This window comes from Cupriavidus sp. UYPR2.512, from assembly GCF_000379565.1.
Lineage (GTDB): Bacteria > Pseudomonadota > Gammaproteobacteria > Burkholderiales > Burkholderiaceae > Cupriavidus.
In genome coordinates, this window is the sequence record NZ_KB903158.1 from 1 (window position 1) to 26,746 (window position 26,746).

Consider the following 26,746-nt stretch of genomic DNA (forward strand, 5'->3'; position numbering starts at 1 on the left):
CCTGCACGCTCTATGCTGCTTCAGCGCCGTGCAGGAACATGAGATTGACTCGAACTATCGGATCATCCGAACCTACGCCATCACCGCTCTCAAACCTGTCCTGCCAGCGGCGCTACTGGGACTGCGCTGGGCCAAGGCTGCGCTGAATGAGACCTTGGCCTTGATCGCAACACGTACCCATCGCGTGCGACCGGATCGCGCTAAACCACGTCCGCCTCGCCAGAAACCTCATCGACATGCCGCCTATAAGGCTTGCTGATGTCCTTATCTTGGGTGGATTGGCCCGCACCCCCGCAATTGAATGGCCAAATGATTCAAGGAGCGCGCAAATGAGTAATCCATCGGCAGCGCTGGGCGCTAATCGCCAGATCCCGGAAGGCACCCGCTGGCTGCAATTGATTGTCGGTGTGGTCTGCATGATCGCCACCGCCAATATCCAGTACGCCTGGACCTTGTTCGTCCCTGAAATCCAGGGCACCTACGGCTGGTCGCGCGCCAGCATCCAGATCGCCTTCACGGTTTTCGTCCTTGTGCAGACCTGGCTGGCGCCGATCGAAGGCTATTTCATCGACAGGTTCGGCCCGCGCATGATGGTCGCCTTTGGCGCGGTCTTTATCGGCGCGGCGTGGTGCATCAACTCCCAGGCCACTACCCTGATGGGTTTCTACGTCGGCGCAGCCGTTGGCGGCCTTGGCGTGGGCTCGATCTACGCCACCTGCATCAACAACGCGCTCAAGTGGTTCCCGGACCGCCGCGGCCTTGCGGTGGGCCTGACCGCGGGCGGTTATGGCGCCGGTTCTGCGGCGACTATCCTGCCGATCGCGGCCATGATCGAGTCGCAGGGCTTCCAGCACACCTTCCTGTTCTTTGGCCTGCTGCAGGGTGGACTCGCCTTTGTCGCGGCGTGGTTCCTGCGCGCACCAAAGGGTACCGAGGTGCGGGCTTCGCAGAAGCTGGTCCAGGCCACGCGCGACTACACGCTCAAGGAAGCGATGTTCACCAGGCTGTTCTGGCTGATGTTTGTGATGTTCATCCTGGTCGTCACCGGCGGCATGATGGCCGTGGCCCAGCTTGGCGTCATCGCCAAGGACCTGGGCGTGAAGGAGTTCAAGGTCGACCTGCACTTCTTCGTAATGGCCGCACTGCCGCTCGCGCTGATGCTCGACCGGATCATGAACGGCATCTCGCGTCCGTTGTTCGGCTGGATCTCGGACAACATCGGCCGTGAGAAGACCATGGTCATCGCCTTCACCCTGGAAGGCCTTGGCATCATCGCGCTCGGGTATTTCGGCAGCAACCCGTACGCCTTCCTGATCCTGTCGGGCGTGGTGTTCCTGGCCTGGGGCGAGGTCTACTCGCTGTTCTCGGCACTGGCCGGCGATGCCTTCGGCACCAAGCACATCGGCAAGATCTACGGCGTGCTCTACACGGCCAAGGGCATCGGCGCACTGTTCGTGCCGGTCGGCAACCTGATGATGGAGGCGACCGGCACCTGGTCGACGGTCCTCTACACGGTGGCGGGCATGGACCTGACCGCGGCCTTCCTGGCGATCATGGTCTTGCGGCCAGTGCTGGCCAACCATGTTGCTACCTCCAGGAGTCTTTTCTCGAAGGAGACGGCGGCGGCGGGGACGCAGGTGCCAGCCTGACCGGCCGATACACAGGCGTTTAGTAGCAAACCGGGCGGGCTTCTTCGGAAGCCCGCTTTTTTCGTATAGCAGCCGCCATGCCTCGCTGGAGGACTCGGCCGCGCTAGTTCTCCCGCTAGTTCTCCTGAACCAGCTGGAATGCGGTCCTGCATGCCTTGGCCCATTCCCGGGCCAATTCCCTGCGCTGCGCGGTCCGGGTTGCCATCGCTTCGTCCAGGCCGGCCGCCAGATTCTGAACGGTCACCGCGGCCGGCGCCCCGGCCGCGCCCCAGGCCGCGGCGAAGGCGACTTGCTTGCTGGTGCCCGGAAGTTGTGCGGGCCGGAGCAGGCCAAGCCATGGCAGGAAAAACGCGCCGGCGACTATGCCGCCGTGCAGGCTGCTGCCGACAAAGCCCTGGCTGTGCGCAATCAGCGCACAGATATCCCACAGATTGAGCGAGTCGAACAGGACCACAGGCGTGCCGCGCAGTCGTGCCGCCAGGCGCTGGTAGCAAGCCAGGTCGTCGTGCCAGGGTGCGGCGCCGGCGCGAAACAGCACCACGCCCAGGGTCCTGGCCCGGGCGATACGTTCGAGCTGGGCCGCCAGCTCTGAAAGGGTATCGTCATCGCCAAAATCCGCGCTGAACTGCACGGCCAGGTATCCGCCGGAGAACCCTGACACGATGCGGGCGCACTCGCCCTGGCGGGCGCGGCGGCGGATGCAGGCGCCGAACAGCTCGGCCACCAGCACGGCCGGATCGGGCTCCAGGCGGCAGGCAATGCCGTTCTCAGCGAGCATGGCCCGGGTCTGATGGTCTCGTACTCCGACACTGGTGGCGGCACCGAGCTTGGCTGCCACCTCGGCCCGCATGGCAGGCTCAACCGATCCAAGTTCAATGCCGCCGACGGCGTGGACAATGACATGCCGGACGTTGGCAAGGATGCCGGCCGGCATCAGGTAGGGGATCAGGTCCCGCACGCCCAACTGCGCCTGGGCCCAGACCGTCCGCTCGTGCGGCCGGGCATCGAGCAGCGACACCACCGCCCGGGCCTGCTCGGGAGGCTGCAGCATCACGGCCGCCTCCCAGAGCGAGCAGGTCAGGGTTTCGCCACCCACATGGATGACATCGACGGCGCTGTCGCCCACGGTGGCTGCCAGCCGCGCCAGGGTGTGGACCCGATGGCCGCCATGGATGCTCAGGTTGCGCTCGGCCAGGCCCCCGTAGAATGGGTTGGCCTGCCCGCTCAGGCTTCGCATCACATGCGGCAGCAGCAGGTCGCCGAAGTTGTGGCGATCGAAAGCGCCAAACAGGATCGTGGGGAAGCCGGTGGTTCCTGACCGGGATACTGGCATGGCGTCAGCGTCAGGCAAGCACCAGGTCCCGCATGTCGGCGCTGTCGAAGCCTTCGGTGAACCCCGCCTTGATGCCGGCCAACAACTGTGTGGCGGGTTCCACCTTGCCTTGCTGCCGCCACAGGTGTGCGAGGTTCAAGGCAGCCCGCAATTCGAACGACCTGGCGTGTTGCTGACGCGCGATGTCGATCGCCTTGTGGAAGCAAGCTTCTGCTTCCGCTTCCGCTTCCGCATTACCATCAGGCCTGAGACCCGGCGAGCTTTGTCCTTGCAGTATCAATTCACCCTTGATGCGGTGCCACTCAGCTTCGCAATAGTGTTCCCCGGTCTTGTCCACCGCGTCTTTTGCCTCGGCAAGCGCGCTCAGGGCTGACTGTAATTGTCCCTGGCGTCCATAGGCATGGGCGAGGAGACACTGGAAATGCGAATGCCCCAACGCTGCCCCCGTAGCGTGGTAGGCCGCCAGCCCCTCGCGCATCTGCGCGATGCCTGGCTCAGGCTGCCCCTGTTCGGCCAGCGCCCAACCGCGAAGGATGGTCGTCCACGCAAGCCAGAGCGGGAAACCTTGCTCGGTCGAGAGCGTGATGACTGCCTCGGCGTATTCTTGCGTGCGTTGGGGCTCGCGGCGGAAGTGGTGCAGTTCTGCCGTCTGGCACAAGGCATGCGCTAGGCTGAATGGGTGGGACAGCTCCCGTGCCAGCGCAACCGCGTCCTGCGCGCTCTTGCTGGCCTGGTCAGGATAGCCAAGACTCCAGAGGACCAGGGCCGAAGTCGACAGGGCGCGTACCTCCGGATCCACGCCATGGACATTCAGGTGGGTGTGATGCGATCCTGCGCCGTAGAGCGCAAGCGCTTCACGCAAGTGGGCATGCGCCATACTGAATCTTCCCAGGTAATACGAGGTCGTCGCAATCGAGACATGCGCCTCGCCCAACAACTCCGGATCCTTCTTTTGCTCGGCCAGGTGCAGCAGTTGCTCCCCTAGTTCGTAGGCCTTCGCATGCTCTGCACGCAGGGAGAAGTAGGTGCGCAACCCGACCTGCGTCGGAAAGAGCTCTGGTGTGTCCCTGGCCGGACCGCACAGTGCCAGGGCGCGGCGGTAGGTCGCTTCCACCTCGGATGAGGCAAAGCCCCTGGCGGCAATCAAGGCCGGCCCGATAGCAAGCCGCAGCGCGAGCTCCTGGCGGGCACGTTCCGGGGTGTCGGGCTGCCGGCCAAGCAGTACCAGCGCGGCATTCAGGTGGCTGATCGCCTCATGATAGGCAGACCGCTGCACGGCCTGCTGTCCTGTGTATTGCAGGTACTCCACTGCCTTCGGATCGTTGCCGCCCAGGCTGTAGTGCCGGGCCAGTTCACTGTAGTGGTCTTTCAACTGATTCTGGAAGAGCGCTTCGATCGCCTGGGCCGTGCGTTGGTGCAACGTTGTGCGTTGCTCCGTGAGCAGGCTGTTGCCGGCCACCTCCTGGGTCAGTGCATGCTTGAACGTGTATTCGATATCGGGGAATGCTGGCCGCTCATAAATGAACTCCCCCAACTCCAGTTGGGCGAGGAGTGGGCGCAACTGGTCATCCGGCAGCGCGACAACCCGCTGGACCAGGCTCAGGGAAAATTCCTTCCCGATCACGGCCAGGGTTTGCAACAAGTCCTTCCCGGCACGGGACAGCCGATCGATGCGCGCGGCCAGTACGCCCTGTACCGTAGTCGGGATATGCAGCGCGGCGGGCGTCTTCTCGATGCGGTAATGGCCGGGCTCACCCAGCAAGGCTTTCTCCTCGCACAGGGTCTGCACCACCTCTTCCATAAAGAAGGGATTGCCCTCGGTCTTTTCCAGAATGAGGCTCTTGAGGGGCATCAGCGCGGGATCGTCGCCAAGGAGGGCGGCGAGCAGTTGCTGGGCCTCGGCCTGGCCCAATGGATCCAGCCGCAGCGGAATGTATAAGTCCTTCCGGCCCTGGCCATGCTGGTACTCGGGCCGATAGTTCAGCAGCAGCAGGATCCTGGCGCCAGGAAGGCGCTCGATGAGGACATCCAGAAAGGCCTCGGTTTCACTGTCCAGCCATTGCAGGTCCTCGAACAACAGAACAAGCGGCTGATTCCGGCTCTCGCGGCACAGCAGGCTCGTGATCGCCTCGAACGTGCGCTGGCGTCGGATTCTGGCATCCATGTTCGGCAATGCCGAACCGGGCTCGCTGATGCCCAGCAGGTGAAGCAGGTATGGCAGCACGTCCTCCAGTGCCCGGTCGAGCATCACGACCCGGCCTGCAACCTTTTCCCGGTACCTCCGTTCATCGTCGTGGGCTTCGATCTGGAAATAATTCTTCACCAGTTCGATCAGCGGGAGGTAGGCAAAGGCCTTGCCGTGGGACACCGAGAACGTTTCCAGCGTCAGGCAACTGCCGAGCGAGCGCGCCTTGAACTCGTGGAATAGCCGCGACTTGCCGACCCCGGCTTCGCCAACCACTGCGACGATCTGGCCCCGGCCGGCCGCGGACAGTTCCAGTGCCCGTTGCAGCGTCTCCAGTTCGGCCTCACGCCCCACGAAGCGCGCCAGGCCGCGATGCGCCGCCACCTGCAGGCGTGTGCGCAGCGGGCCGGTTCCGGTCAGTTCATAGACAGCCAGCGGCATGGGAATGCCCTTGACCTGGGCAACGCCCAGCGGCTTGAACGCGAAGTATCCTTGCGCAAGCCTGTGGGTGGATTCGCTGACAAAAATGGACGAGAGCGCGGCCATGGTCTCCATCCTCGAGGCGATGTGGATGGTGTGGCCGACCGGGTCATAGTCCGTGTGCAGGTCGTCCTTGCGGATCGAGCGAACGACCACCTCGCCGGTGTGGATGCCGACCCGGATCTGCAGCGAGATGCCTTGCTCCAGCCTGAGCCGGTCGCTGTGCCGCTGCATCGCCTTCTGCATGCGCAGCGCGGCGTAAAGCGCACGCTGGGGGTGGTCCTCATGGGCGATCGGTGCGCCGAACAGCGCCAGGATGCCGTCGCCCAGCGACTTGGCGACATAGCCTTCGTAGTAGTGCACCGCCTCCATCATCAGTTCGATCACCGGCGTGATCAGGCGGTGTGCTTCCTCCGGATCCAGGTCATGGATCAGTGCGGTCGAGCCCGCCATGTCCGCGAACAGGACAGTGATGGTCTTGCGTTCGCCAGCGGGCTCGCCGCGGGCTTCAAGCGCTGCCTGCTCGCTCCGGATGCGCTCGGCCAGATGGGGCGGCGTGTAGGAGACAGGCGAGGTGGGGGCAACTGGTGCCGGATCGCTGCAGGGTTCGCCGCAGGAACTGCAGAAGCGTGCCCCCGGGGGCACGGCGTTGCCGCAGCGCCGGCATTGGCGGATGAGGGATCTGCCGCATTGCTGGCAAAAATTGGCGCTTGCGGGGTTCTCAAATCCGCATTTTGTGCATTGCGCCATGGGACCCTCCTTGGGAACGCCTCCTCCGTAGGATTAGATTCCCCAAAACCGCCCATCGCAAGTGGCTTCGGCCACCAGGGCAGTGGGCCGGCTGTGCGCCAAAGATCGTAAAGCGATTCACGGCGCTCCCGTCAACGATGCATGAGCGGATAGGCCACCAGACCGATCAGCGCCCCGCCGGCCACGATCACGGGTTCAGGCAGCTTCTTGAACCTGAGCAGCAGCGCCACCGTGCAAAGCGCCAGCAGCACCGTAGGCACATCCACGATCGAACGCCTGGCCAGCACGATCACCGCGCCGGTGATGGCTCCCACTGCGGCAGCGGTCACCCCGTCGACAAAGGCCAGGATGGCGGGCAGCTTGCCGTATTTCTTGAAGTAGGGGGCCGGCAGGACGGTGAACAGGTAGCACGGCAGGAGCCATCAGGAATGACGGCAGCACGAACGCGATCCCGGCCAGCGTCGCGCCCGCGATCCGGTAGTGGACATAGCCCAGATAGATGGCCAACTGCGCGGCCAGCGGGCCGGGTGCCAACTGTGCCAGGGCCAGCCCCTCCTTGTAGTCGGCGTCAGTGATCCACTGGCGCCGGTCCACCAGGTCGCGATGCATATAGCCTGCCAGCGCCACCGGACCGCCGAAGCCGAGCGTACCCAGGCGCAGCATATAGCCGACCAGCTGCCAGAGGGTGTAGCGGCCGTTCCGTGAGCGCGGCCGGACGGGTTAGGGCCTGCGAGACGTTGCTCATATGGTGGACCTCAGGGGCATGGTGCTATCGCTTTCCGGAAAAATACACATAAGGGGAATCGAGGGTACGGCCGATTTCGGCCAGCAGCGCGTCGTCATCCGCCAGGCGCTCGCGCGCGCCGGCAAGCACGGCTTCGAACCCGCCGGCTTCGGGCATCTGGGCCCCGCCTATATCCAGGGCGTGGACCATGTTGGCCAGGCGGGTCAGTCCGCGGTCGGCGTCCAGTCCGAAGCTGCCCAGCAGCACCTCCGACCGGCTCGCGGCATTGGGCTACATCTGCTTTGCCGCGGACGTGTACGGCAAGGGCGTCCGTGGTGACGAGCTGGGAGACAACGCATATCTCATGGGCCCTATGACGGCGGATCGCCGCTTGTTGCGCCGGCGCCTGCTGGCCGGGTTCGATGCGGCCACCAGGTTTCCCGGGGTCGATGCGCACCGGATGGCCGTGGCCGACAGCTTGCTGCGCCACGTGGTGAAGGCGTTCCCGCTGGTCTGAAGCAACTGTGCTCCCCGGGCAAGCGCCTGTTTGTATGTACCCGGGGGCACCCGTGAAATCTAATCTGGTGACACCGCAACGATCCGGTCCCCGCCCGTCAGCAGCACTGGCAGGCGGCCGGACAGCGCCCCCGTCGTTACAGGACACCACGCCAATGAGCTCCCCGACCCCTGAAAAAGGCCACATCGCCCCCTACACCCACCCCGCCGCCGGCTGGGGTGCGTTGAAGTACGTTGCCATCAACCTGATCAAGGAGAAGGTTGCCGGAGGCAAGTACAAGATGCTGTTCAAGCAGAACCAGGCGGATGGCTTCGACTGCCCCGGCTGTGCCTGGCCGGACCGCCAGCACGCCTCCACCTTTGAGTTCTGCGAGAACGGCGTCAAGGCCGTGGCTGCCGAGTCCACCAGCATGCGCGTGACCCCCGAGTTCTTTGCGCAGCACACGGTGACGTCGCTGATGGCGCAGACGGATTATGAGCTGGAGCAGCACGGGCGGCTGACGCACCCCATGGTCTATGACGCGCAGACCGACAAGTACCGTGCGATTGCCTGGGCCGAGGCCTTTGCGCTGATCGGGCGCCACCTGCGCGCGCTGCCGGATCCGAACCAGGCCGCATTCTATACGTCGGGACGCGCCAGCAACGAGGCCGCATTCCTCTACCAGCTGTTCGTGCGTGCCTATGGCACCAACAACTTCCCCGACTGCTCGAACATGTGCCACGAGGCCACCAGTCGGGGCCTGCCGCCGACCATCGGCGTGGGCAAGGCCACCGTGGTGCTGGATGATTTCGAGCATGCCGACACCATCCTGCTGTTCGGCCACAACGCGGCCACCAACCATCCGCGCATGCTGGGCGAGCTGCGCGAGTGCGCGCGGCGCGGTGCCACCATTGTCTCGATCAACCCGCTGCGCGAACGCGGGGTGGAACGCTTTACCAGCCCGCAGCATCCGGTGGAGATGCTGACCGGCTCCAGCACCAAGATTGCCTCGATGTTCGTGCAACCCAAGCTCGGCGGCGACTTTGCATTGATCAAGGGCATGGCCAAGCGCCTGGACGAACTCGACGAAGAGGCCATCCGGCACGGCCGCGAGCGCCTGATCGACGTCGATTTCGTGCGCGAGCACACCATCGGCTTCGGCGACTTCATCGAAGACCTGCGCGCGCAGAGCTGGGCCGACATCGTCGCCGAGTCGGGCGTGTCGCAGGAGGATATCGATGCGCTGACCCAGGTCTACGCCAGGGGCAAGCGCGTGATTGCCTGCTGGGGCATGGGCCTGACGCAGCATAAGCATTCCGTGCCGACGGTGCAGATCCTGTCGAACCTGATGATGATGCGCGGGAACATCGGGCGCCCCGGTGCCGGGCTGCTGCCGGTGCGCGGGCATTCGAATGTGCAGGGCGACCGCACGGTGGGTATCGAAGAGAAGCCTGAGCAGGAATTCCTGGACCGCCTGCAGGCCGCCTTCGGCTTCGAGCCGCCGCGCAAGCACGGGTATGACGTGGTCCACACCATCTCGGCGATGCTCGAGGGCAAGGTCAAGGTCTTTGTCGGCCTGGGCGGAAATTTCTCGACCGCCACGCCGGATACGCCGCGCACCTTCGAGGCGCTGCGCCAGTGCGACCTGACCGTGAATATCGCCACCAAGCTCAACCGCAGCCACCTGGTGCACGGCAAGGAGTCGCTGATCCTGCCGACGCTGGGCCGCACCGAGATCGACCAGCAGGACGGCGTGGCGCAGGGCGTGACGGTCGAGGACTCGGTCTGCATGGTCCATATCTCCTTTGGCATGAACGCGCCGGCGTCGCCGCACCTGCTGTCGGAGATTGCCATCGTCGCGCGCATGGCGGCCGCCACGCTGGGCTCGGAGAAGATCGACTGGCTCTGGTATGCGCAGGACTATGCCCGCATCCGCGACGCCATCGAGCAGGTGATCGACGGCTTCGAGCGCTACAACGAGCGCGTGGCGGTGCCGGGCGGGTTCCACCTGACGCCGGCGGCATGCAACCGGGTCTGGCATACGCCGTCGGGCAAGGCGCAGTTTCTGGTCAACCGCATCGACAAGGACACCCCCATCAGCCGGGCGCGCCAGAAGTATGGCGACAAGCTGATGGTGATGATGACCACGCGCTCGCACGACCAGTACAACACCACCATCTATGGACTGGACGACCGCTACCGTGGCGTGTTCGGCCTGCGCCGGGTGGTCTTCATCAGCCCCGCTGACCTGGCGCGGCTTGGCCTGAAGGCGGGCCAGCACGTGGACATCACCAGTGTCTGGGACGACGGCGTGCAGCGCCAGGTCGAGGACTTCGTGCTGGTCGAATACGACATTCCGCAAGGCTGCCTGGGGGCGTACTACCCCGAGACCAATCCGCTGGTGCCGCTGGAAAGCACTGGCGATGGCTGCGGCACGCCCACGTCGAAGTCGGTGCCGGTGTTGCTAACCCCGTCCCGTCTCCAGCCCGCGGCGGCGTGATGATCCTGCGCTAACCGAAATACCGCTTGCCAAGCGACTGACAGCCCTGGTGAACGCTCCCCGCTCCCGCAAGCGGGAGAGGGGGGCCACCGACTGTGTGCAAGCAGGCGCTGAATTCATTTTCTTCAAAAGACCCACCATGGAATGCACTGAACTGGTTGAACACTCAGGCTATGAAGCGCGCGGCATCGTGCGGCACAAGAACTGCGTGGTGCAGCCGGCCACGGACAACGTGGCGGAAGAGCTCCCGGTAGCGCTGGTGTACAACGGCATCTCGCACGCCGTGATGATGGCCACGCCGCTGGACCTCGAGGCGTTCGCGGTCGGCTTCTCGCTGACCGAAGGCATCGTCGGGCGCAATGCGGAAATCCACGACCTGGAAGTGCGCGTGCACCCGTACAGCGCCGAGGTGCAGATGGAGATCAGCGAGCACGCCTTCGCCACCATGCGGGCCCGCCGGCGCGCGCTGGCGGGGCGCACCGGCTGCGGCGTCTGCGGCATCGAGAGCATCGAGTTGCTCGACCTGGAGCCCGCGCGCATGCCCGAGCCGGCCAGCCGGCTGACGCCGTCGCGCGAGATGATCGAGCGCGCCGTCGCGGCGCTGCCGTCGCACCAGCGGCTGATGCAGGCCACCGGGGGCGTCCACGCCGCGGCCTGGTGCGACGCGGGCGGCGAGATCCTGCATGTGTTCGAGGATGTGGGCCGCCACAACGGCCTGGACAAGCTGATCGGCCACCTGGCGATGCAGCGCGTGGCGATGGACGACGGCTTCGTGCTGCTGTCCAGCCGCGCCAGCTATGAACTGGTGCGCAAGGTGGCGCGCATGAATATCCAGATGCTGGCGACGATCTCGGCGCCGACCTCGCTGGCGATACGCATAGCCGAGCAGGCCGGTCTGCGCCTGCTCAGCTTCTGCCGCCAGGATGGTTATGTCGACTATACCGGCGCCACATTGGACACCAACCGCGCAGGCGCAACATGCTGAACTTTGACGAGGCGCAGGCGGTCTTCGCGATGTGCGCGCAGCCTGTGCGCCAGACCGAAACCGTGTGGCTGGGCCTGCTGACCGGCCGCGTGCTGGCCGGCGACGTGGCCGCGGTCATGGACACGCCCGCGGCGGACCGCAGCGCCATGGACGGCTATGCGGTGCGCTGCGAAGACTGCCGCGAGGGCGCCTGCCTGCCGCTGCAGCAGGTTGTCTACGCCGGCACGCAGCCGCAGCCGCTGTTGCCCGGCCGGGCGATCCGCATCTACACCGGCGGCGTGATCCCGCCAGGCGCCGATGCCGTGGTCGCGCTGGAGGATGCCGAAGAGAGCTACCGGGGCGTCGTCTGCGCGCGGGCACCCGTGGCGGGCCAGCATATCCGGCGCAAGGGCGAGGACGCCCGCCGGGGCGATCTGCTGCTGTCGGCAGGAACCCTGCTGCATGCGGGGCATATTGCCGCCCTGGCGTCGCAGGGGCTGACGCAGGCCACGGTCTGCCGGCTGGTGGAGGTGGCCATCTTGACCTCGGGCGATGAGGTGGCGGCGCACGACGAGCCGCGCGATGTGTACCAGGTGCATGATGTCAATGGCCCGATGCTCGAGTCGCTGGTGCAGTCGATGGGCGCCGTGGTCAGTTGCCACCGCCACGTGCAGGACGACGAGCGCGCCTTGCACGACATGCTGCGGGAACTTGCTGCCGACGCCGACCTGGTGCTGGTTACCGGCGGTGCCTCGGTCGGCCAGCGCGACCTGGTGGCGGCGGCGCTGGCTTCGGCGGGCGGCGAGCTGCTTTGCCGTGGCGTCAACATGAAGCCCGGCAAGCCGGTCACGGTGGGGCGCCTGCGCGGCAAGCCCGTGGTGTGCCTGCCCGGCAATCCGGCGGCAGCCTATGCCACCTTCGCGCTGCTGGTGACGCCGCTGCTGCGCCGCCTGCAGGGGCGCGCGGAGCTGTTCCCGCCGGTAGGCCGGGTCAGGGCGGCGCTGGCGGGCACGCGCCCGCACCGTGGCGATGCCTTCTGGCGCGTGGGCGAAATCGGCAATCTCGGCGGCCGCGAGAGTTTCGTGCAGGTCAATGCACAGCAGGGCGCCGCCTCGGTGTCGGCGCTCGGCCAGGCCAGCGGCTTTGTGCGGGTGGAACCCCAATGCGCCGGACAGCTCCAAAATGTGCCCCTGCCGTACTATGATCTCCATCGTTGGCTCAGCTGACGGCGGCCCGGCGCGGTGGCCGGTTCAGGCACCGGCGGGGCGCAAGGGAAAGGGGAGCGCAGCGTGAAACTGTATGAAAAGCTGGCTGCGGACATCGAGGCATTGGTGCAACAGGGCGTGCTGCTGCCCGGCGAGCGGATTCCTTCGGTGCGGCAGACCAGCCAGCACCACCGCATGAGCATCACCACGGTGATCCGGGCCTACGTCATGCTGGAGAGCCGCGGCATCATTGAAAGCCGGCCGCAGTCCGGCTACTTTGTGCGCGCGCGGCCGGGCGAGCCGGTGGTTGAGCTGCGCCCGTCCAGGCCCAGTGCCAAGCCCTCGGCGGTGGATGTCAGCGCGCTGGTGCTTTCCACGCTGCGTTCGATCCGTTCCGACGATGCCGTGCCCCTCGGTTCGCCCTATCCGGACCCTTCGCTGTTTCCGTGGCAGCGCATCAACCAGTACGCCAACAACATTGCGCGCCGCCATGCCAAGTGGACCATGCTCGACGACCTGCCGCCAGGCAGCCCCGAGCTGATCCGGCAGATTTCGCGCCGCTACCTGGAGAACGGCTACGCCATCGATCCGAACGAGGTGATCGTCACCATCGGCGCGACCGAGGCCATCAACCTCTGCCTGCAGGCCGTGGCCAGGCCCGGCGATACCATCGCGGTGGAGTCACCGACCTACTACGCCATGCTCCATGCCATCGAACGGCTGGGCATGCGCGCCATCGAGGTGGCGACCGATCCGGCGGAGGGCATCGACATCGGTGCGCTCGCGCGGCTGATCGATGAAAAGGGCGTGGCCGCCTGCATGGTGATGCCCAATTTCCAGAACCCGCTCGGCTTCCAGATGCCCGACGAGAAGAAGCGCGCGCTGGTGGCCATGCTGACTGGGAAGGACATCCCCGTCATCGAAAACGACGTCTATGGCGAGCTCTATTACGGCGAGGCCCATCCCAGTTCATTGAAGGCGTTTGACAAGGCCGGCATCGTGCTCCATTGCTCCTCGTTCTCCAAGACGCTGACCAATGCCTACCGGATCGGCTGGGCGCTGCCGGGCCGTTACCGCGAGGCGGTGGAACGGCTCAAGTTCCTCAACACGCTGACCACGCCGGCGATTCCGCAACTGGCGATTGCCGAGTTCCTGAAGAACGACGGCTACGACTTCCACCTGCGGCGGGTGCGCAAGGCCTATGCGCAGCAGGCCAGCATCATGGCCGCCGCGGTGCGCAGGTTCTTCCCGGATGGCACCACCACGTCGCGCCCTGCGGGAGGCTATGTGCTGTGGGTGCAACTGCCGGAGGGCATCGATGCGATGGAGATGTACCACGCCGCGCTGGAGCACCGCATCACGGTTGCGCCGGGGCATATGTTTGCGCCCGGGGCCACTTACCGCCATTGCATCCGGCTGAACTACAGCGGGGAATGGTCGCCCGGCATCGAGTCCGCCGTGCAGACGCTGGGCAAGATTGCGCAGCACCTGCTGGCACGCAGCCGGGAACCCGGCGAGGAAGCGCACTAGCATGCCAGACGCTGACATCGATCCCGCCATGGTCGCGGCGCTCCAGGTCCTGTGGCAGGCCGGGCGCGAGGGTGGCACCAGCCCGTGGTCGCTCGCCAGGATCGCGAAGCGGGCACAGCTGCCGATGAGCGTGCTGCGGCGCGTGTTGACGCAGCTGCAAGCCGCCGGACTGGCTGACGTGGCGATCAACGAGGATGGCCGCGGTCACGCGAGCCTGACCCCAGCCGGCGCGGAGCTTGCCGCGCAGGCTTTCCCGAATCCTGACTGAGTGACCGGGCGCCGCGCGCGCGGCTCAGCCCCCGACCAGCGACATGCGCACCGTCGGGTACTGCCGCTCGCCGCTGGCCAGCCGGTCCGCGCGCAGCTCGGAGTAGCGGTCGCCGCGGGCCTGCCACGCTTGCCGTACTGCATCCGCCACGGCTTCATCAGGGCGGGCGGTGCCCAGGTGCTGGCGCAGGTCGACGGAGCTGGTGGCGAACAGGCACAGGTGCAGCCGGCCGTCGACCGAAACGCGTGCGCGGGTGCAATCGCCGCAGAATGGGTGCGAAACGCTGGAGATAAAGCCCAGCTTCAGGCTGCCATCCGCCAGCAGATAGTTACTGGCGGTTTCGCCGTCGCGCCTGGTGACCGGCAGCAGCGCATGCGCACGTTCGACCATGCCGCGGATCTCGTCGGAGGGGACGACGCGTGACTGCGACCACGCGCTCGGGCCTTCCACATCCATATATTCGATAAAGCGCAGCGTGATGTCGCTGCCGCGGAAGTGTTCGACCAGCGGCAGCACCTGGCCGTCATTGGTGCCGCGCTCGACCACGCAGTTGACCTTGACCGGTGCCAGTCCCGCGGCGCAGGCTGCGTCGATGCCCTCCAGCACGCGGCCGACCGGGAAATCCACATCGTTCATGGCGCGGAAGATGCCGTCATCCAGGCTGTCGAGGCTGACCGTGACCCGGCCCAGGCCCGCGTCGCGCAGCGCACGCGCCTTGCGCGCCAGCAGGCTGCCGTTGGTGGTCATGGCCACTTCCACCTGCCGGCCGTCCAGGGTACGCATGGCGGCAATGCGTTCGACCAGAGACTCGATGCCCTTGCGCAGCAGTGGTTCGCCGCCGGTCAGGCGCACCTTCTCCGCGCCCAGGCTGACAAAGGCGCGCACGATGCGCAGCAGCTCCGCATCGGACAGGCGCTGCTCAGGCGCCAGGAACGGATAGCCGCGCCCGAAGCGCTCCTTGGGCATGCAGTAAGTGCAGCGGAAGTTGCACTGGTCGATCACCGAGAGGCGCAGGTCGCGCAGCGGACGGCCCAGCTGGTCCCGGCAGGCGGGTGATGCGTGGTCCGGCTCGGGCGCCTCAGAACCGCGGGCGGCGGGCATTTCTTGCACAAGCGCTGCTTGCATGGCGAATCTCCCGGGGGCAATGGGGTTAGGGCATGGCGCATGCCATACCGTCCATGGTAGGGACCGATGGCCGCCCGGCAGGCGCACAAATCGGCAGGAGCGAAAGCAGAACAGTTCTGGCGGGGCCGGTGTGGCGTCATTGGGAGCCTCATTCGCGCGGCGCCCGGATGCGCACCGTCGCGGTCTGGCCGGCGATCAGGTGGACCCCGGCCGGCACCTGGTCCAGCGCGATGCGCACCGGTATGCGCTGCGCCAGGCGCACCCAGTTGAAGGTCGGGTTGACGCTGGGGAGCATGTTCGGCCCGATGGCGCGGTCCTGGTCCTCGATGCCGGGCGCAATGCTCTGCACATGTCCGCGCAAGGGGGTGCGCTGGCCCATGATGTGCACTTCGGCGGCGCTGCCGACGCGGATCGCGGGCAGCTTGGTTTCCTCGAAATAGCCCTCCACGTACTGCGAGCCGCTGGCCACCACGGACAGGGCCGGCTTGCCGCGCGTGGCAAAGTCGCCGGCGCGCGGCAGGCGGTCGCTGACATGGCCGTCGGCCGGGCTGGTCACGCGGCAGCGGGCCAGGTTCAGCCTGGCCACGTCCACCGCGGCATCGGCTTCCTCGATGCGCGCCTGCGCGGCGGCCAGGGCGGCCACGGCGGCCGCGTTCGCCGCCTGGCGCCGGCCCAGTGCCAGCGCGGCGCGCGCCGAAGCGGCCTCGGCCTGCGCCTGTTTCAGGGCCAGGCTGAAGCGGTCCTGGTCCACCACGAACAGGACCTGGCCGCGTTGCACCCGGGCGTTGTCGCCGACGAGCACGGTCGTAACCAGGCCGGAGACATCCGGCGCGACCTGGATCACTTCTGCGCGCACATGGCCGTCGCGGGTCCAGGGCGCCTCGGTGTAGTACTGCCACAAATGCCAGGCGGCCAGCGCCGCGGCGACCATGGCCGCCAGGGTCACCGCAACGGGGCCGAGCAGCGAAAGCTTGCGAATCATGATGGGGCCTGCCAGACGAGCGCGACGATCGCGCCCAGTACGAGGATATAGAGCGAGAAATTGAACAAGGACCGGTGCCAGACGATGCGGTAGAAGCCGATCCGGGCGAGCACGGCGCGCACGCCGGCGGTGACGGCGAAGGCGGCCAGCATCCACACCACGGTGGCCGGCACGAAGACGCCGTACAGGTCGAACTCAGTGGCGTGCATGGTGGTCTCCTTCATGCGGATGCAGAGCAAGCCGCAGGGTGGCCAGTGCCGCCAGCGCGGTGCGCGGGCTGCCATGCGCCGTCGTGGCCAGCGCCGCGAAGGCCGCGTCGATGTGCGCGGCCAGCGCCGCAGCGGGCGGGCTGGCATGGCCGGTGCGCGCGCACTGGCGGTAGTGGCGTGCGACCCCTGCCAGCACGCGCTCCACGGCACGGCGGTGCGGCGCGGGCACGCCAGCCGGGGCGCGCCGCAGCGCGAGCGCGGCGGATTCGACCAGGAAGTCGGCAACGGCGCTGCCGGCCGGCTTGCCGCTGGCATTGTTGCCGCGGGTCAGCGGCGGCCACTGGCGCAGCAGCCGGTCCAGCATGCGGCCGCGCAGCCGCGCGCTGTTGACCGGCGCGCGCGGGTGCGCCGCCAGCGCGATCTCGTTCCAGTTGGCCCTGGCCAGCCGGTACGCCACCAGCTGCTGGCCGAAGGGCTGCATCAGGACTGCCCACAAGGCCGCGAACACCAGCGCGGCCAGGCTTGCCAGGCTGCTGTTGAAGATGCCGGCGAAACTGGCGGCGCTCAGGTGCTGCGGGCCCGGGAACGACGCCGCCGTGACCGCCAGCAAGACGCCGAACAGCGCATTGCGCGGCTGCGTCGTCATGGCGCCGATGACCAGGTAGGGGCCGGACAGCAGGGCGGCAAGCGAGCCAAAGTCATGGGCCAGCTGCAGCACCACGAACTGGTAGTACCAGGACAGCAACGCACAGCCGATGCTCCATGCAATCACCCGGCCGGCCATCAGCCGCGGCTCCGCGGTGGTGGCGATAAAGCAGCTGGCGAGCGCGGCCAGGCCGACCGGGCCGGCGCCGTCGACCCAGCCCGACACCATCCACAGCAGGCCCGCGACGAAGGTGGCCGAACCGGCAGTGGCGCCGCGGAACAACAGCTGCGCGTGATCATGGTGCCGGGCCTGCCCGGCGGGTTCCACGCGGTACCGCAGCGCGGTGGGCTCGCTCCCGCCCTGGCGCAGGCTGGCCTGCAGCAGGCGGCAGTCTTGCCAGAGGTCGGCCAGTTCATCCAGATAAGTGCAGGTCGCCGCGACCAGCCTTGCATGCCAGTCCGCGGGTGCGGCCGGGGTGGTGCCTGCCGGGTACCAGGAAGGCGGGGGCCGGGACGCGCCGGCGTCGCCGGCGATCCAGGCCAGCGTAGCGCGCATGCGCTGCGCGACGGTGTCAGGCATGCCCGCCGGATGCCGGCGCAAGCCGCTGGCTGCATCGGCAAGCGCGAGCACCAGCGGCAGCAGGGCCGTCATGCGCTGGTGCAGGGCACGTGCGCGCCGCAGGGTCAGGGCGCCGTCGGATTCATAGGTCAGCTGGGCCAGCTGGGTTTCCATTGCCAGGATATCGGCGGCCAGCAGGCTGAAGCTGTCATGGCGCTGGCATGCGCTGGCACCGGCGGCCAGTACGTCGGTGATCCAGCGCGAGGCGTGGTCCAGCCACGCCGACGCGCGTGCGGCCAGCGCCGGCGTGGTGCGCGAGGGAAAGACCACCGCGCTGACCACGCTGGCGCAGACGATGCCGATGATGATTTCCTCGATGCGGGTGAGGGCCACGTCGAAGACCGTGGCCGGGCTGGTGACCGTCGGCAGTGCCACGATCGGCAGCGTATAGGCGGCCAGCAGGCAGATGTAGTTGCGTGGCGCCGGTTCCAGCAGGGACAGGTAGAGCAGGGTGCCGGTCCAGCACGCGATCGCGGCCATCAGCAGCACGGGCTCGTCGACCAGCCAGGGCACCAGCGCCACCGCGCACACGGCGCCCAGCAGCGTGCCGAAGACGCGGTAGGTGCCCTTGGCATAGGTAGCGCCGGCCAGCGGGCTGGACACCAGGTAGACGGTGGCCATGGCCCAGTAGGGCCGCGGCAGCCCGAGCGCCAGCGCCACGTAGAGCGCCAGCATCGCCGCGCCGAACACCTTCAGCGAATGCAGCCAGGGTGCAAAGTCGGCGCGTCCGGCCCAGGCAGCCGCGAGCGTGTCGGGCACGCTGGCGGTGCGCGCGGGCAGCGCGGGGCGGGAGAGCGGGCTTGAGGGCGGCATGGCTTCAGTTGGCAAGCCCGGCAGCGCGCATCAGCAGCTTCATCAGGCTGGCGCAGACGAAGACCATGCCGACCCCTGCCAGCCACAGGGCCAGCAGCCAGCCCAGGCGGGCCGCCAGCCGCGAATGCAGGATCCTGGCCATCAGTGGTACCCCTCCCCGCGCTTGACCTTGCCGCGGAACACGTAATAGGACCAGGAGGTGTAGGCCAGGATGATCGGCACGATGAACAGGGTGCCCACCAGCGCGAAGCCCTGGCTTTGCGGGGGCGACGACGCATCGAAGATCGAGATCGACGGCGGGATGATATTGGGCCAGATGCTGATGGCAAGCCCGGTATAACCCATGAAGATCATCAGCAGCGCATACAGGAACGGCGACACGTTCGGGTGGTTGCGCAGGGACCGGTAGATGCCCAAGGCCGAGAACAGCACCAGCAGCGGCACCGGCAGGAAGAAGAACAGGTTGGGCAGCGCGAACCAGCGTTGCGCGATCTCCGGGTGGGTCAGCGGCGTCCACACGCTCACCGCGGCGACCATCGCCAGCATCACGCCGGTCAGCACGTTGGTCACGCGCAGCATGGTCCATTGCAGGCGGCCCTCGGTCTTCATGATGAGCCAGGTGACCCCGAGGAAGGCATAGGTGATCACCACGCCCGCGCCGCAGAAGATTGGGAACGGCGCCAGCCAGTCGAGTGCGCCGCCGGTGAAGGTGGTGCCTTCCATGGTGATGCCGTCGATATAGGCGCCCAGCGTCACGCCCTGGAAGAAGGCCGCGAGCACCGATCCCCACGTGAACGCGGCATCCCAGTAAGGGCGGCTGCGGTCGCTGGCCTTGAAGCGGAATTCAAAGGCCACGCCGCGGAAGATCAGCCCCATCAGCATGAACATCAGCGGCAGGTAGAAGGCGCTGAGCAGCACCGAGTAGGCCAGCGGGAAGGCACCCAGCAGCGCCGCGCCGCCCAGCACCAGCCAGGTTTCGTTGCCGTCCCAGACCGGCGCCACCGTGTTCATCATGACGTCGCGGTCATGGCGATCGCCGACGAAGGGGAAGAGAATGCCGATGCCAAGATCGAATCCGTCCATGATGACGTACATCATCACGCCGAAGAAGATCAGGGCGGCCCAGATAACGGGAAGGTTGATACCCATGTTGATCACCTGTTCAGGATTCGCGCTGGCCGTGCGGGGCCATCGGGTTGGGTGTGGAAGCCGCGGCGATGGCGGCGGGAATGACGCTGCCGGGGCCGTAGGACGGCTCATCGTGCGGGTGTGCGTCGGGGGCGGGGCCGGCGCTGGCCAGCTTGAGCATGTAGCGGATGCCCACGCCGAAGCAGACGAAGTAGATCACCACGAACAGCGCCAGCGACAGCGCCACCGGGCCAGCGGCATGCGCGGAAACGGCATCATGGGTACGCAGCAGTCCATAGACCACCCACGGCTGGCGGCCGATCTCGGTGGTCATCCAGCCGGCCAGCAACGCGACCAGGCCGGCGGGGCCCATCAGCACCGCGAGGCGCAGGAATGCCCTGGACCGGTACAGGGCGCCGTTGCGGCGCAGCACCCACCCCAGCAGGCCGAACAGGATCATCGCCACACCCAGGCCAACCATGACGCGGAAGGTGAAGAACAGCACCGTGGCATTGGGGCGGTCTTCCTTGGGGAAGTCCTTCAGGCCGCGGATCTGGCCGTCAAGGCTGTGCGTGAGGATCAGGCTGCCCAGGCGCGGAATCTCGATGGCGTAGCGGGTTTCCTCGCGTTCCATGTCGGGGATGCCGAAGGCGATCAGCGGGAAGCCGCCCTTGTCATCCCTGGCGGCGGTGTTCCAGTGCCCCTCCATCGCCGCGATCTTGGCGGGCTGGTGCTCCAGCGTGTTCAGGCCGTGGGCGTCACCCACCACCGCCTGGATGGGCGCCGCGATCAGCACCATCCACAGGGCCATCGACAGCATCTTGCGGGCGGCGGGCACGGCGCGGTCATGCAGCAGCTGCCAGGCCGAGGATGCCGCGACGAACAGTGCGGTCGACAGCAGCGCGGCGATCACCATGTGCGTCAGGCGGTAGGGGAACGACGGGTTGAAGATCACCTCGAGCCAGTCGGTCGGCACCACCTTGCCGGCAACGATGACGTAGCCGGCGGGCGTATGCATCCAGCTGTTGGATGCCAGGATCCAGGTGGAGGAAATCATGGTGCCGAGCGCCACCATCACCGTCGCGAAGAAATGCAGGCCCGGCCCGACCCGGTTCCAGCCGAACAGCATCACGCCCAGGAAGCCCGCCTCCAGGAAGAAGGCGGTCAGGACCTCATAGGTCAGCAGCGGTCCGGTGACGCTCCCCGCAAATTGCGAGAAGCCAGACCAGTTGGTGCCGAACTCATAGGCCATGACCAGGCCGGACACGACCCCCATGCCGAAGTTCAACGCGAAGATCTTGATCCAGAACTGGTACAGGGTCCTGTACACCGTGTCCTTGGTGTAGAGCCAGCGTGCTTCCAGGAACGCCAGGAAACATGCCAGCCCGATCGTGATGGCGGGAAATAAGATGTGAAAGGAAACCGTGAATCCGAACTGGATTCGGGCGAGTTCCAGGGCTGTGAGTCCGTGCATCAATGTGCTCTCCGTGGGGTTGCCGCCGGCACGACGGCGTGTCGCGCGACACTACGGACAAGCGTAAGGACTACAGCCTGCCCGCGAAGGATACAGTTCTTGCGGAACCGCTGAAGCTCAGTTCGCAGAGCCGCAAGAAGCGCTCGCCGGGCGTCACAATGCCAATACAGATAGCGCCATTGCGCGGGATCACAGTCATGGATGGACCCCGCTGCATCGGCGCTCCGGATCCGGCTCCAGGGGCTGCGCCGGCGGCCGCTGCATTGACGGATCGTGATGCAGCGGACGGCCGGCGCGAGCGCTCAGCTGAACAGCTTCATGGCCTTCCCGAGAGTCGACCAGATGCCCGCGCCCAGCGGGATCAGCACATAGGCCCAGAACGCGAGCAGCAGCAGCGTCTTGCCGAAAGTCCGGTCGTCTTGCACGGTGGTGTCTCCTGTGTATTGGTATCGGAAGCCGCGGTGGCGCTCAGGCTGCGCTGGTTGCTTCGCGCAGGTGGTGGCGCTCATGCACCGGCCGGATCAGCAGGTTGCAGACGAATCCCGCCACCAGCAGGCCGGCCATGATGTGCAGGGTGTCGACATAGACCTCTGACCTGGGCACGCCCATGGCCAGCTTGTGCTCGCGGATGTAGTTGACCAGTGCCGGCCCGGCAATGCCGGCGGCGGCCCAGGCGGTCAGCAGTCGGCCATGGATGCCGCCGACGTAGGCCGTGCCGAACATGTCGGCCAGATAGGCGGGAATGGTGCTGAAGCCGCCGCCATACATGGTCAGGATCAGGAAGTAGCAGGCCACGAACAGGGCCACGTTGCCGGACGCGCCGACGGCCGGCACCGCCATGTACAGCGCGGCGCCGAAGGCGAAGAAGATGGCATAGGTGATCTTGCGGCCGAAATAGTCGCTGGCGGAGCTCCACAGGAAGCGCCCCGTCATGTTGCCGATGCTAAGCAGGCCGACGAAGCCGGCGGCGGCTGCCGCAGTAATGCTGCCCTTGAAGGTTTCCTGGATCATCACCGCGGCCTGGCCCAGCACCCCGATGCCGGCGGTGATGTTCAGGAACAGGATCACCCACAGCAGGTAGAATTGCGGCGTCTTCAGCGCCTGGTCGATGTGCACGTTGGCGTGCGTGACCATCTTGCGGGCCCTGGTGGTGGCAACGTAGCCCGGGGGCGCCCAGCCCGGGGCCGGGATGCGAATGGCCAGCGCGCCGATCGACATCGAGATGAAGTAGACCACGCCCATCACCAGGAAGGTCTGTGCCACGCCCGCGCTGGTCGCGCTCTTGAAGTAGTTCATCAGCGCGACCGACAGCGGCGCGCCAATCATCGCGCCGCCGCCGAAGCCCATGATTGCCATGCCGGTGGCCATGCCGCGGCGGTCGGGGAACCAGCGGATCAGCGTGGACACCGGCGACACGTAGCCCAGCCCCAGCCCGATCCCGCCCAGCACGCCGTAGCCCAGGTACAGCAGCCAGATCTGGTGCAGCCAGATGCCCAGCGCCGACACCAGGAAGCCGCCGCCGAAGCAGCACGCGGCCGTGAACATGGTGCGCCGCGGTCCTACCTTTTCCAGCCACTTGCCGGCAAAGGCGGCAGAGATGCCGAGGAAGAAGATCGCCAGCGAGAACACCCAGCCCAGCGTGGTCAGTTGCCAGTCGCCCGGCGCGGACTGCGTGACGCCAAGGATCCGGGTCAGCGGCTCGTTGAAGACCGAGAAGGCATAGGCCTGGCCGATGCACAGGTGCACCGCCAGCGCGGCGGGCGGCACCATCCAGCGGTTGAAGCCGGGGCGGGCGATGATGGCCTCCTTGGAGAAGGCCGACGGGCGTGACCTTGGCCGGGACGGCGACGCGTGTTGGGACTTCTGCGAGGGCGTTTGCGCTTGCGCGGGGTATGGCATGAAGTTGTCTCCTACCTGGAAGTGGCAGCCTCTTCTTGCGCGAGATGCGATGGGCTGGAGTGCGTCGTTCAGCAAAAGCCATGCCCATGGCGGATTCCGTTTGCTGCCAATGGATTGTGCCGCGCTCGGACCGGGCCGTCAGGCGAAGCCGTGGACAAAATGTCCTGGCGGCGGCCCCTGGCGCGGGCCAAACTGTCCATCCCTGGCCGCGGTTTGCGGGGCTGGCTCGGTTTACTCCCAATACAGGCCGATAGCGCACTGTCGCTAGACTCTTCCCTTGCCCCCGCAACCAGTAAAGTGATGAACGAAAGACAAAGCAACGCAGCTGAAGCCGACAACTGGCAGCGCCGGACGATCCTGGTGGTGGACGATGAGGCCGGCATGCGTTCGTTCCTGTCTCGCGCGCTAGAAGGCAAGGTGGGCAGCGTGGTGGCGGCCGACAGCGCCGAAGCGGGTGCCGCGCTGCTGGAGCAACGCCATTTCGACCTGATCCTGCTCGACGTGGCGCTGCCCGGTGTCAGCGGGATCGAGTGGCTCAAGGCACTGCGCGCGGCCGGCAACCCCGCCGATGTGATCCTGATGACGGCCTTCGCCGATATGGACACGGCGATTGCCGCGCTGCGCTCGGGCGCGGCGGACTTCATCGTCAAGCCGTTCCGCGTCGACCAGATGCTCAATGCCATCCGGCGCTGCTTCGACCGGACCCGGCTTGCGCGTGAGAACTACCTGCTGCGCCGTGAGCTGGACAAGTACACCATCCACAAGCACTTTATCGGCGAGTCCGAAGCCATGAAGAAGGTCATGGCGCTGGTGGCACGGGTGGCACCGATGCCATCGACGGTACTGGTGACGGGCGAGTCCGGCACCGGCAAGGAAGTGGTGGCGCGCGAGTTGCATCGCCTGAGCGGACGGCAAGGCCAGTTCGTGCCGCTGAATTGCGGCGCGATGGCGCCCGAGATCATTGAAAGCGAATTGTTCGGACACGCCAAGGGTGCGTTCACCGGCGCGGCCGGGGGGCGCCATGGCTTGTTTCTCTATGCCGACGGCGGCACGCTGTTCCTGGACGAGATCTCGGAGCTGCCGCTGCCGATGCAGGCCAAGCTGTTGCGGGTGATCGAGGACCGGCGCATCCGGCCGCTCGGTACCGAACGCGAGATTGCGGTGGACGTGCGCATCGTCGCGGCCTGCAACCGCAATCTGGCCAACGAGGTCGCCGCCGGGCGCTTCCGCCAGGACCTGTACTACCGGCTCGACGTTGTGTCCGTCGCCATCCCGCCGTTGCGCACGCGGCCGGAAGACATCGTGCCGCTGGCCGACCATTTCTCGGAGCAGCTGTCGGCGCAGCTCGGACTGCCCGCGGTGCCGCTCTCGCCTTCATTGGTCCGGGTGCTCAAGGGCTACGACTGGCCAGGCAATGCGCGCGAGCTGCGCAACCTGGTGGAGCGGGCGCTGATCCTTGGCGAATACCCGGTCGAGTTGCTGGCGCACCAGGCCGATCCGGCTCAAGCCAACCAGCCGGAAGAGGAGCGCGAGGACGCAGCCATGCCGGCCGACGACGGCACGCTGCTGGAGGCGGTGGAGCGGCGGCACATCCTGCAGGTGCTGGCGGCCGAGGGCGGCAACCGGGTGGAAGCGGCGCGCCGGCTTGGCATCTCGCGCCGCACGCTGGACCGCAAATGCCTGCAGTGGGGCCTGCGTCCTTGAGCCCGGCTGCGCTGCTGCGCCGCTATCGCGCCTCGCTGCGGGCCAAGCTTGTGTCCATCGTGATCGCGCCCCTGCTGGTGGCGCTGCTGGCACTGCTGCTGATCATGGGGTTGTGGGGCGATCGCGCGTTCCAGGCCTTGCTGGCCTACAAGGTCAACAGCGACCTGCTGGTCGCCCACGAGTACTTCGAGCATATGGTGCGTGGCGTGGAAGACCGGGTCCTGCAGGAGGCGCGGTCACATGCGCTGGTGGCCGGGCTTGGCCGCGGCAACGCCATGCCCGCCATCCTGGCCGACGCGCGACGCACGCACGGGCTGGATTTCCTGCAACTGCTGGATCCGCAAGGGCGGCTGCTTGCCGCTGCGCCCGCTGGCGCAGGGGCCGACCCTGCCGCCTGGCGCATAGTGAGCAGCGCCGCGGCGGGCCGCGCGGCGGCCGCCACCGACGCCTGGTCCGCGGCACAGCTGGCAGCCGTGTCCGCCGAGCTTGCCCGGCGCGCACAGGTGGCGCTGCGACCTACCGCCAATGCGGTGCCCACCGACAAGACCCTGGAAACCCGCGGCATGGTGGTGCACGCCGCGGCGCCGGTGTTCGATGAAGCCGGCACACTGGTGGCGGTCCTGCACGGCGGCACCCTGCTGAACAACAACCTCGGCTTTATCGATACCATCAACGCGCTGGTCTACCAGCCGGAGTCATTGCCGCGCGGCAGCCAGGGCACGGCGACCCTGTTCCTGGACGACACGCGCATCGCCACCAACGTGCGGCTGTTCCATGGCGAGCGGGCGCTGGGCACGCGGGTCTCGCGCCAGGTACGCGACAAGGTGCTGCTGCGCGGCGAGAAATGGCTGGACCTGGCTTTCGTGGTCAACGACTGGTACATGAGCGCCTATGAGCCGATCACGGACAGCCGCGGCCAGCGCATCGGCATGCTGTACGTGGGCTACCTGGCCAAGCCAATCAGCCAGGCCAAGGACCTGGCCCTGGGCGTGCTGGTAGGCCTGTTCCTGCTGCTGGGCGTGGCGGGGGCGCTGTTTTCCCTGCTGTGGGCCAGGCGCGTGTTTGCGCCGATGGCGCGGATGGTCGGCACCATGCGCGCGCTCGAGGCCGGCAACACCGGGGCACGCGTAGGCCCGGTGGGCAGTGAAGACGAGCTGGGCCAGCTTGCCGGCCAGTTCGACCAGTTGCTGTCTGACCTGCAGCAGCGCAACGCCCAGCTCAAGGACTGGGCGGACTCGCTCGATCGCAAGGTGGCCGAACGCACCCGCGAGCTGGAAGAATCCAACGCCGACCTGCGGGCGGCCCGGCAGCAGCTGATCACGTCGGAAAAGCTCGCCGTGGCGGGACAGCTCACCGCCGGCGTGGCCCATGAGGTCAACAATCCGATTGCCGTGATCCAGGGCAACCTGGACGTGGCGCGCGAGATCCTGGGCCCGGCCGCGGAGCCGGTCCGCCATGAGCTGCGGCTGATCGACGAGCAGGTCCGGCGCATCCAGCAGCTGACCAGCCGGCTGCTGCAATTTGTCCGGCCAGAGGCCTACGCCGGCAATATGGAGCGCCTGGATGTGGGTGAAGTGGCGGCTGGCTGCGTCGACCTGGTCCAGCACATGCTGAAGGGCGCGTCGATCCGGGTCGAGCTGGACTGCCTGGCCACGCGGCAGGTGCGCATCAGCCGCAGCGAGTTGCAGCAGGTGGTGGTCAACCTGCTGACCAATGCCATCCACGCCATGCCCGAGGGCGGCACGCTCACGCTGGGCACGCGCGACTGGGACGGGCAGGGTGTGACGCTGCACGTGCGCGACACCGGCCACGGCATCCGGGAAGAAGACCTGCCCAACCTGTTCAACCCGTTCTTCACGACCAAAAAGCAGATGGGGACGGGCCTCGGGCTTTCCATCAGCTATGCGCTGGTGGAGCGCTACGGCGGCCGCATTACCGTGGAGAGCGCGGTGGGACAGGGCGCCGAGTTCATTGTCTGGCTGCGCGAGGACGGGGCGGCCCCGGCGCAGGCAGAGGCGGGCGGCGGCGTGCCATGACATGGCATGTTGGTGCCGTGCCCTCGAA

The 26,746-nt window shown here is 66.9% G+C and carries 20 protein-coding genes and 3 pseudogenes; 10 read left to right on the forward strand and 13 right to left on the reverse strand.

The features are described from left to right. A pseudogene (locus tag A3A5_RS45130) lies at nt 1-259 on the forward strand (transposase); the annotation flags it as partial. 70 nt (nt 260-329) lie between these two features. Continuing rightward, nucleotides 330-1,649 (forward strand): oxalate/formate MFS antiporter, encoded by a 1,320-nt coding sequence (oxlT, locus tag A3A5_RS0127160; RefSeq protein WP_018313619.1) that lies wholly within the window; start codon nt 330-332, stop codon nt 1,647-1,649. Nucleotides 1,650-1,764: 115 nt separating this feature from the next. On the opposite strand, the gene A3A5_RS0127165 is transcribed toward oxlT, so the two are convergent. The 4 genes and pseudogenes from A3A5_RS0127165 to A3A5_RS40400 all read right to left on the reverse strand — a co-directional run. Further along, the gene (locus A3A5_RS0127165) at nt 1,765-2,982 is read right to left on the reverse strand and encodes a polysaccharide pyruvyl transferase family protein (protein WP_018313620.1); all 1,218 of its coding nucleotides are present in this window, start codon (nt 2,980-2,982) and stop codon (nt 1,765-1,767) included. A 10-nt stretch (nt 2,983-2,992) separates the two neighbouring features. Then, nucleotides 2,993-6,397, reverse strand: a complete 3,405-nt coding sequence (locus A3A5_RS0127170; protein WP_026201180.1) for an adenylate/guanylate cyclase domain-containing protein — start codon at nt 6,395-6,397, stop codon at nt 2,993-2,995. Between the two features lie 131 nt (nt 6,398-6,528). Continuing rightward, nucleotides 6,529-7,142: pseudogene (locus A3A5_RS40600) on the reverse strand (chromate transporter). Between the two features lie 24 nt (nt 7,143-7,166). Continuing rightward, a pseudogene (locus tag A3A5_RS40400) lies at nt 7,167-7,391 on the reverse strand (chromate resistance protein ChrB domain-containing protein); the annotation flags it as partial. Nucleotides 7,392-7,485: 94 nt separating this feature from the next. On the opposite strand from A3A5_RS40400, the gene A3A5_RS45135 reads away from it, so the two are divergent. From A3A5_RS45135 to A3A5_RS0127210, 6 genes are all read left to right on the forward strand, one after another. Continuing rightward, nucleotides 7,486-7,638, forward strand: coding sequence for a hypothetical protein (locus A3A5_RS45135; protein WP_232431474.1), 153 nt, complete (start codon nt 7,486-7,488; stop codon nt 7,636-7,638). Between the two features lie 154 nt (nt 7,639-7,792). Next, complete coding sequence (locus A3A5_RS0127190) at nt 7,793-10,117, forward strand: FdhF/YdeP family oxidoreductase (protein WP_026201181.1); 2,325 nt, start codon at nt 7,793-7,795, stop codon at nt 10,115-10,117. A 139-nt stretch (nt 10,118-10,256) separates the two neighbouring features. Next, entirely contained in the window at nt 10,257-11,102 is an 846-nt protein-coding gene (gene fdhD, locus A3A5_RS0127195) for a formate dehydrogenase accessory sulfurtransferase FdhD (RefSeq protein WP_018313626.1), read from the forward strand. After that, a complete protein-coding gene (locus A3A5_RS0127200; RefSeq protein ID WP_018313627.1) occupies nt 11,096-12,307 on the forward strand; it encodes a molybdopterin molybdotransferase MoeA in 1,212 nt (403 codons plus the stop codon). The genes fdhD and A3A5_RS0127200 overlap by 7 nt, the downstream gene beginning before the upstream one ends. Before the next feature lie 63 nt (nt 12,308-12,370). Continuing rightward, entirely contained in the window at nt 12,371-13,816 is a 1,446-nt protein-coding gene (locus tag A3A5_RS0127205) for a PLP-dependent aminotransferase family protein (protein WP_018313628.1), read from the forward strand. Between the two features lies 1 nt (nt 13,817). Beyond that, nucleotides 13,818-14,084 (forward strand): Rrf2 family transcriptional regulator, encoded by a 267-nt coding sequence (locus A3A5_RS0127210; protein WP_018313629.1) that lies wholly within the window; start codon nt 13,818-13,820, stop codon nt 14,082-14,084. Between the two features lie 24 nt (nt 14,085-14,108). Here the strand turns inward: A3A5_RS0127210 and moaA are convergent, their stop codons facing one another. The 9 genes from moaA to A3A5_RS0127255 all read right to left on the reverse strand — a co-directional run bounded on the left by moaA (nt 14,109) and on the right by A3A5_RS0127255 (nt 22,978). Next, nucleotides 14,109-15,209, reverse strand: coding sequence for a GTP 3',8-cyclase MoaA (gene moaA, locus A3A5_RS0127215; RefSeq protein WP_018313630.1), 1,101 nt, complete (start codon nt 15,207-15,209; stop codon nt 14,109-14,111). A 148-nt stretch (nt 15,210-15,357) separates the two neighbouring features. Beyond that, nucleotides 15,358-16,191, reverse strand: a complete 834-nt coding sequence (locus A3A5_RS0127220; protein ID WP_018313631.1) for an HlyD family secretion protein — start codon at nt 16,189-16,191, stop codon at nt 15,358-15,360. Next, entirely contained in the window at nt 16,188-16,400 is a 213-nt protein-coding gene (locus tag A3A5_RS0127225; protein WP_018313632.1) for a DUF1656 domain-containing protein, read from the reverse strand. The genes A3A5_RS0127220 and A3A5_RS0127225 overlap by 4 nt, the downstream gene beginning before the upstream one ends. Next, nucleotides 16,387-18,477: an FUSC family protein gene (locus tag A3A5_RS0127230; RefSeq protein WP_018313633.1), complete on the reverse strand. Its 2,091-nt coding sequence runs from the start codon at nt 18,475-18,477 to the stop codon at nt 16,387-16,389. Before A3A5_RS0127230 ends, A3A5_RS0127225 begins: the two co-directional genes overlap by 14 nt. Before the next feature lie 4 nt (nt 18,478-18,481). Further along, the gene (locus tag A3A5_RS42250) at nt 18,482-18,619 is read right to left on the reverse strand and encodes a DUF2474 family protein (protein ID WP_018313634.1); all 138 of its coding nucleotides are present in this window, start codon (nt 18,617-18,619) and stop codon (nt 18,482-18,484) included. Then, a complete protein-coding gene (cydB, locus tag A3A5_RS0127240; RefSeq protein ID WP_018313635.1) occupies nt 18,619-19,626 on the reverse strand; it encodes a cytochrome d ubiquinol oxidase subunit II in 1,008 nt (335 codons plus the stop codon). Before cydB ends, A3A5_RS42250 begins: the two co-directional genes overlap by 1 nt. A 13-nt stretch (nt 19,627-19,639) precedes the next feature. Next, nucleotides 19,640-21,079 (reverse strand): cytochrome ubiquinol oxidase subunit I, encoded by a 1,440-nt coding sequence (locus tag A3A5_RS0127245; protein WP_018313636.1) that lies wholly within the window; start codon nt 21,077-21,079, stop codon nt 19,640-19,642. Nucleotides 21,080-21,381: 302 nt separating this feature from the next. After that, nucleotides 21,382-21,504 (reverse strand): hypothetical protein, encoded by a 123-nt coding sequence (locus A3A5_RS45435; RefSeq protein ID WP_010809255.1) that lies wholly within the window; start codon nt 21,502-21,504, stop codon nt 21,382-21,384. Nucleotides 21,505-21,547: 43 nt separating this feature from the next. Beyond that, nucleotides 21,548-22,978, reverse strand: a complete 1,431-nt coding sequence (locus A3A5_RS0127255) for an OFA family MFS transporter (RefSeq protein WP_018313637.1) — start codon at nt 22,976-22,978, stop codon at nt 21,548-21,550. Nucleotides 22,979-23,278: 300 nt separating this feature from the next. Between A3A5_RS0127255 and A3A5_RS0127260 the strand changes: the two genes are divergently transcribed. Both A3A5_RS0127260 and A3A5_RS0127265 read left to right on the forward strand, forming a co-directional pair. Continuing rightward, a complete protein-coding gene (locus A3A5_RS0127260) occupies nt 23,279-24,682 on the forward strand; it encodes a sigma-54 dependent transcriptional regulator (RefSeq protein ID WP_018313638.1) in 1,404 nt (467 codons plus the stop codon). Next, a complete protein-coding gene (locus A3A5_RS0127265; RefSeq protein WP_026201182.1) occupies nt 24,655-26,718 on the forward strand; it encodes a cache domain-containing protein in 2,064 nt (687 codons plus the stop codon). The genes A3A5_RS0127260 and A3A5_RS0127265 overlap by 28 nt, the downstream gene beginning before the upstream one ends. The last annotated feature ends 28 nt before the right edge of the window (nt 26,719-26,746 follow it).

Excerpts from the sequence above, each read along its gene's own strand:
- oxlT (WP_018313619.1), top strand. The coding sequence starts at position 330 with ATGAGTAATCCATCGGCAGCGCTGGGCGCTAATCGCCAGATCCCGGAA.
- A3A5_RS0127165 (WP_018313620.1), bottom strand. The coding sequence starts at position 2,982 with ATGCCAGTATCCCGGTCAGGAACCACCGGCTTCCCCACGATCCTGTTT.
- A3A5_RS0127170 (WP_026201180.1), bottom strand. The coding sequence starts at position 6,397 with ATGGCGCAATGCACAAAATGCGGATTTGAGAACCCCGCAAGCGCCAAT.
- A3A5_RS45135 (WP_232431474.1), top strand. The coding sequence starts at position 7,486 with ATGGGCCCTATGACGGCGGATCGCCGCTTGTTGCGCCGGCGCCTGCTG.
- A3A5_RS0127190 (WP_026201181.1), top strand. The coding sequence starts at position 7,793 with ATGAGCTCCCCGACCCCTGAAAAAGGCCACATCGCCCCCTACACCCAC.
- fdhD (WP_018313626.1), top strand. The coding sequence starts at position 10,257 with ATGGAATGCACTGAACTGGTTGAACACTCAGGCTATGAAGCGCGCGGC.
- A3A5_RS0127200 (WP_018313627.1), top strand. The coding sequence starts at position 11,096 with ATGCTGAACTTTGACGAGGCGCAGGCGGTCTTCGCGATGTGCGCGCAG.
- A3A5_RS0127210 (WP_018313629.1), top strand. The coding sequence starts at position 13,818 with ATGCCAGACGCTGACATCGATCCCGCCATGGTCGCGGCGCTCCAGGTC.
- moaA (WP_018313630.1), bottom strand. The coding sequence starts at position 15,209 with ATGCAAGCAGCGCTTGTGCAAGAAATGCCCGCCGCCCGCGGTTCTGAG.
- A3A5_RS0127220 (WP_018313631.1), bottom strand. The coding sequence starts at position 16,191 with ATGATTCGCAAGCTTTCGCTGCTCGGCCCCGTTGCGGTGACCCTGGCG.
- A3A5_RS0127225 (WP_018313632.1), bottom strand. The coding sequence starts at position 16,400 with ATGCACGCCACTGAGTTCGACCTGTACGGCGTCTTCGTGCCGGCCACC.
- A3A5_RS0127230 (WP_018313633.1), bottom strand. The coding sequence starts at position 18,477 with ATGCCGCCCTCAAGCCCGCTCTCCCGCCCCGCGCTGCCCGCGCGCACC.
- A3A5_RS42250 (WP_018313634.1), bottom strand. The coding sequence starts at position 18,619 with ATGGCCAGGATCCTGCATTCGCGGCTGGCGGCCCGCCTGGGCTGGCTG.
- cydB (WP_018313635.1), bottom strand. The coding sequence starts at position 19,626 with ATGGGTATCAACCTTCCCGTTATCTGGGCCGCCCTGATCTTCTTCGGC.
- A3A5_RS0127245 (WP_018313636.1), bottom strand. The coding sequence starts at position 21,079 with ATGCACGGACTCACAGCCCTGGAACTCGCCCGAATCCAGTTCGGATTC.
- A3A5_RS0127255 (WP_018313637.1), bottom strand. The coding sequence starts at position 22,978 with ATGCCATACCCCGCGCAAGCGCAAACGCCCTCGCAGAAGTCCCAACAC.
- A3A5_RS0127260 (WP_018313638.1), top strand. The coding sequence starts at position 23,279 with ATGAACGAAAGACAAAGCAACGCAGCTGAAGCCGACAACTGGCAGCGC.
- A3A5_RS0127265 (WP_026201182.1), top strand. The coding sequence starts at position 24,655 with ATGCCTGCAGTGGGGCCTGCGTCCTTGAGCCCGGCTGCGCTGCTGCGC.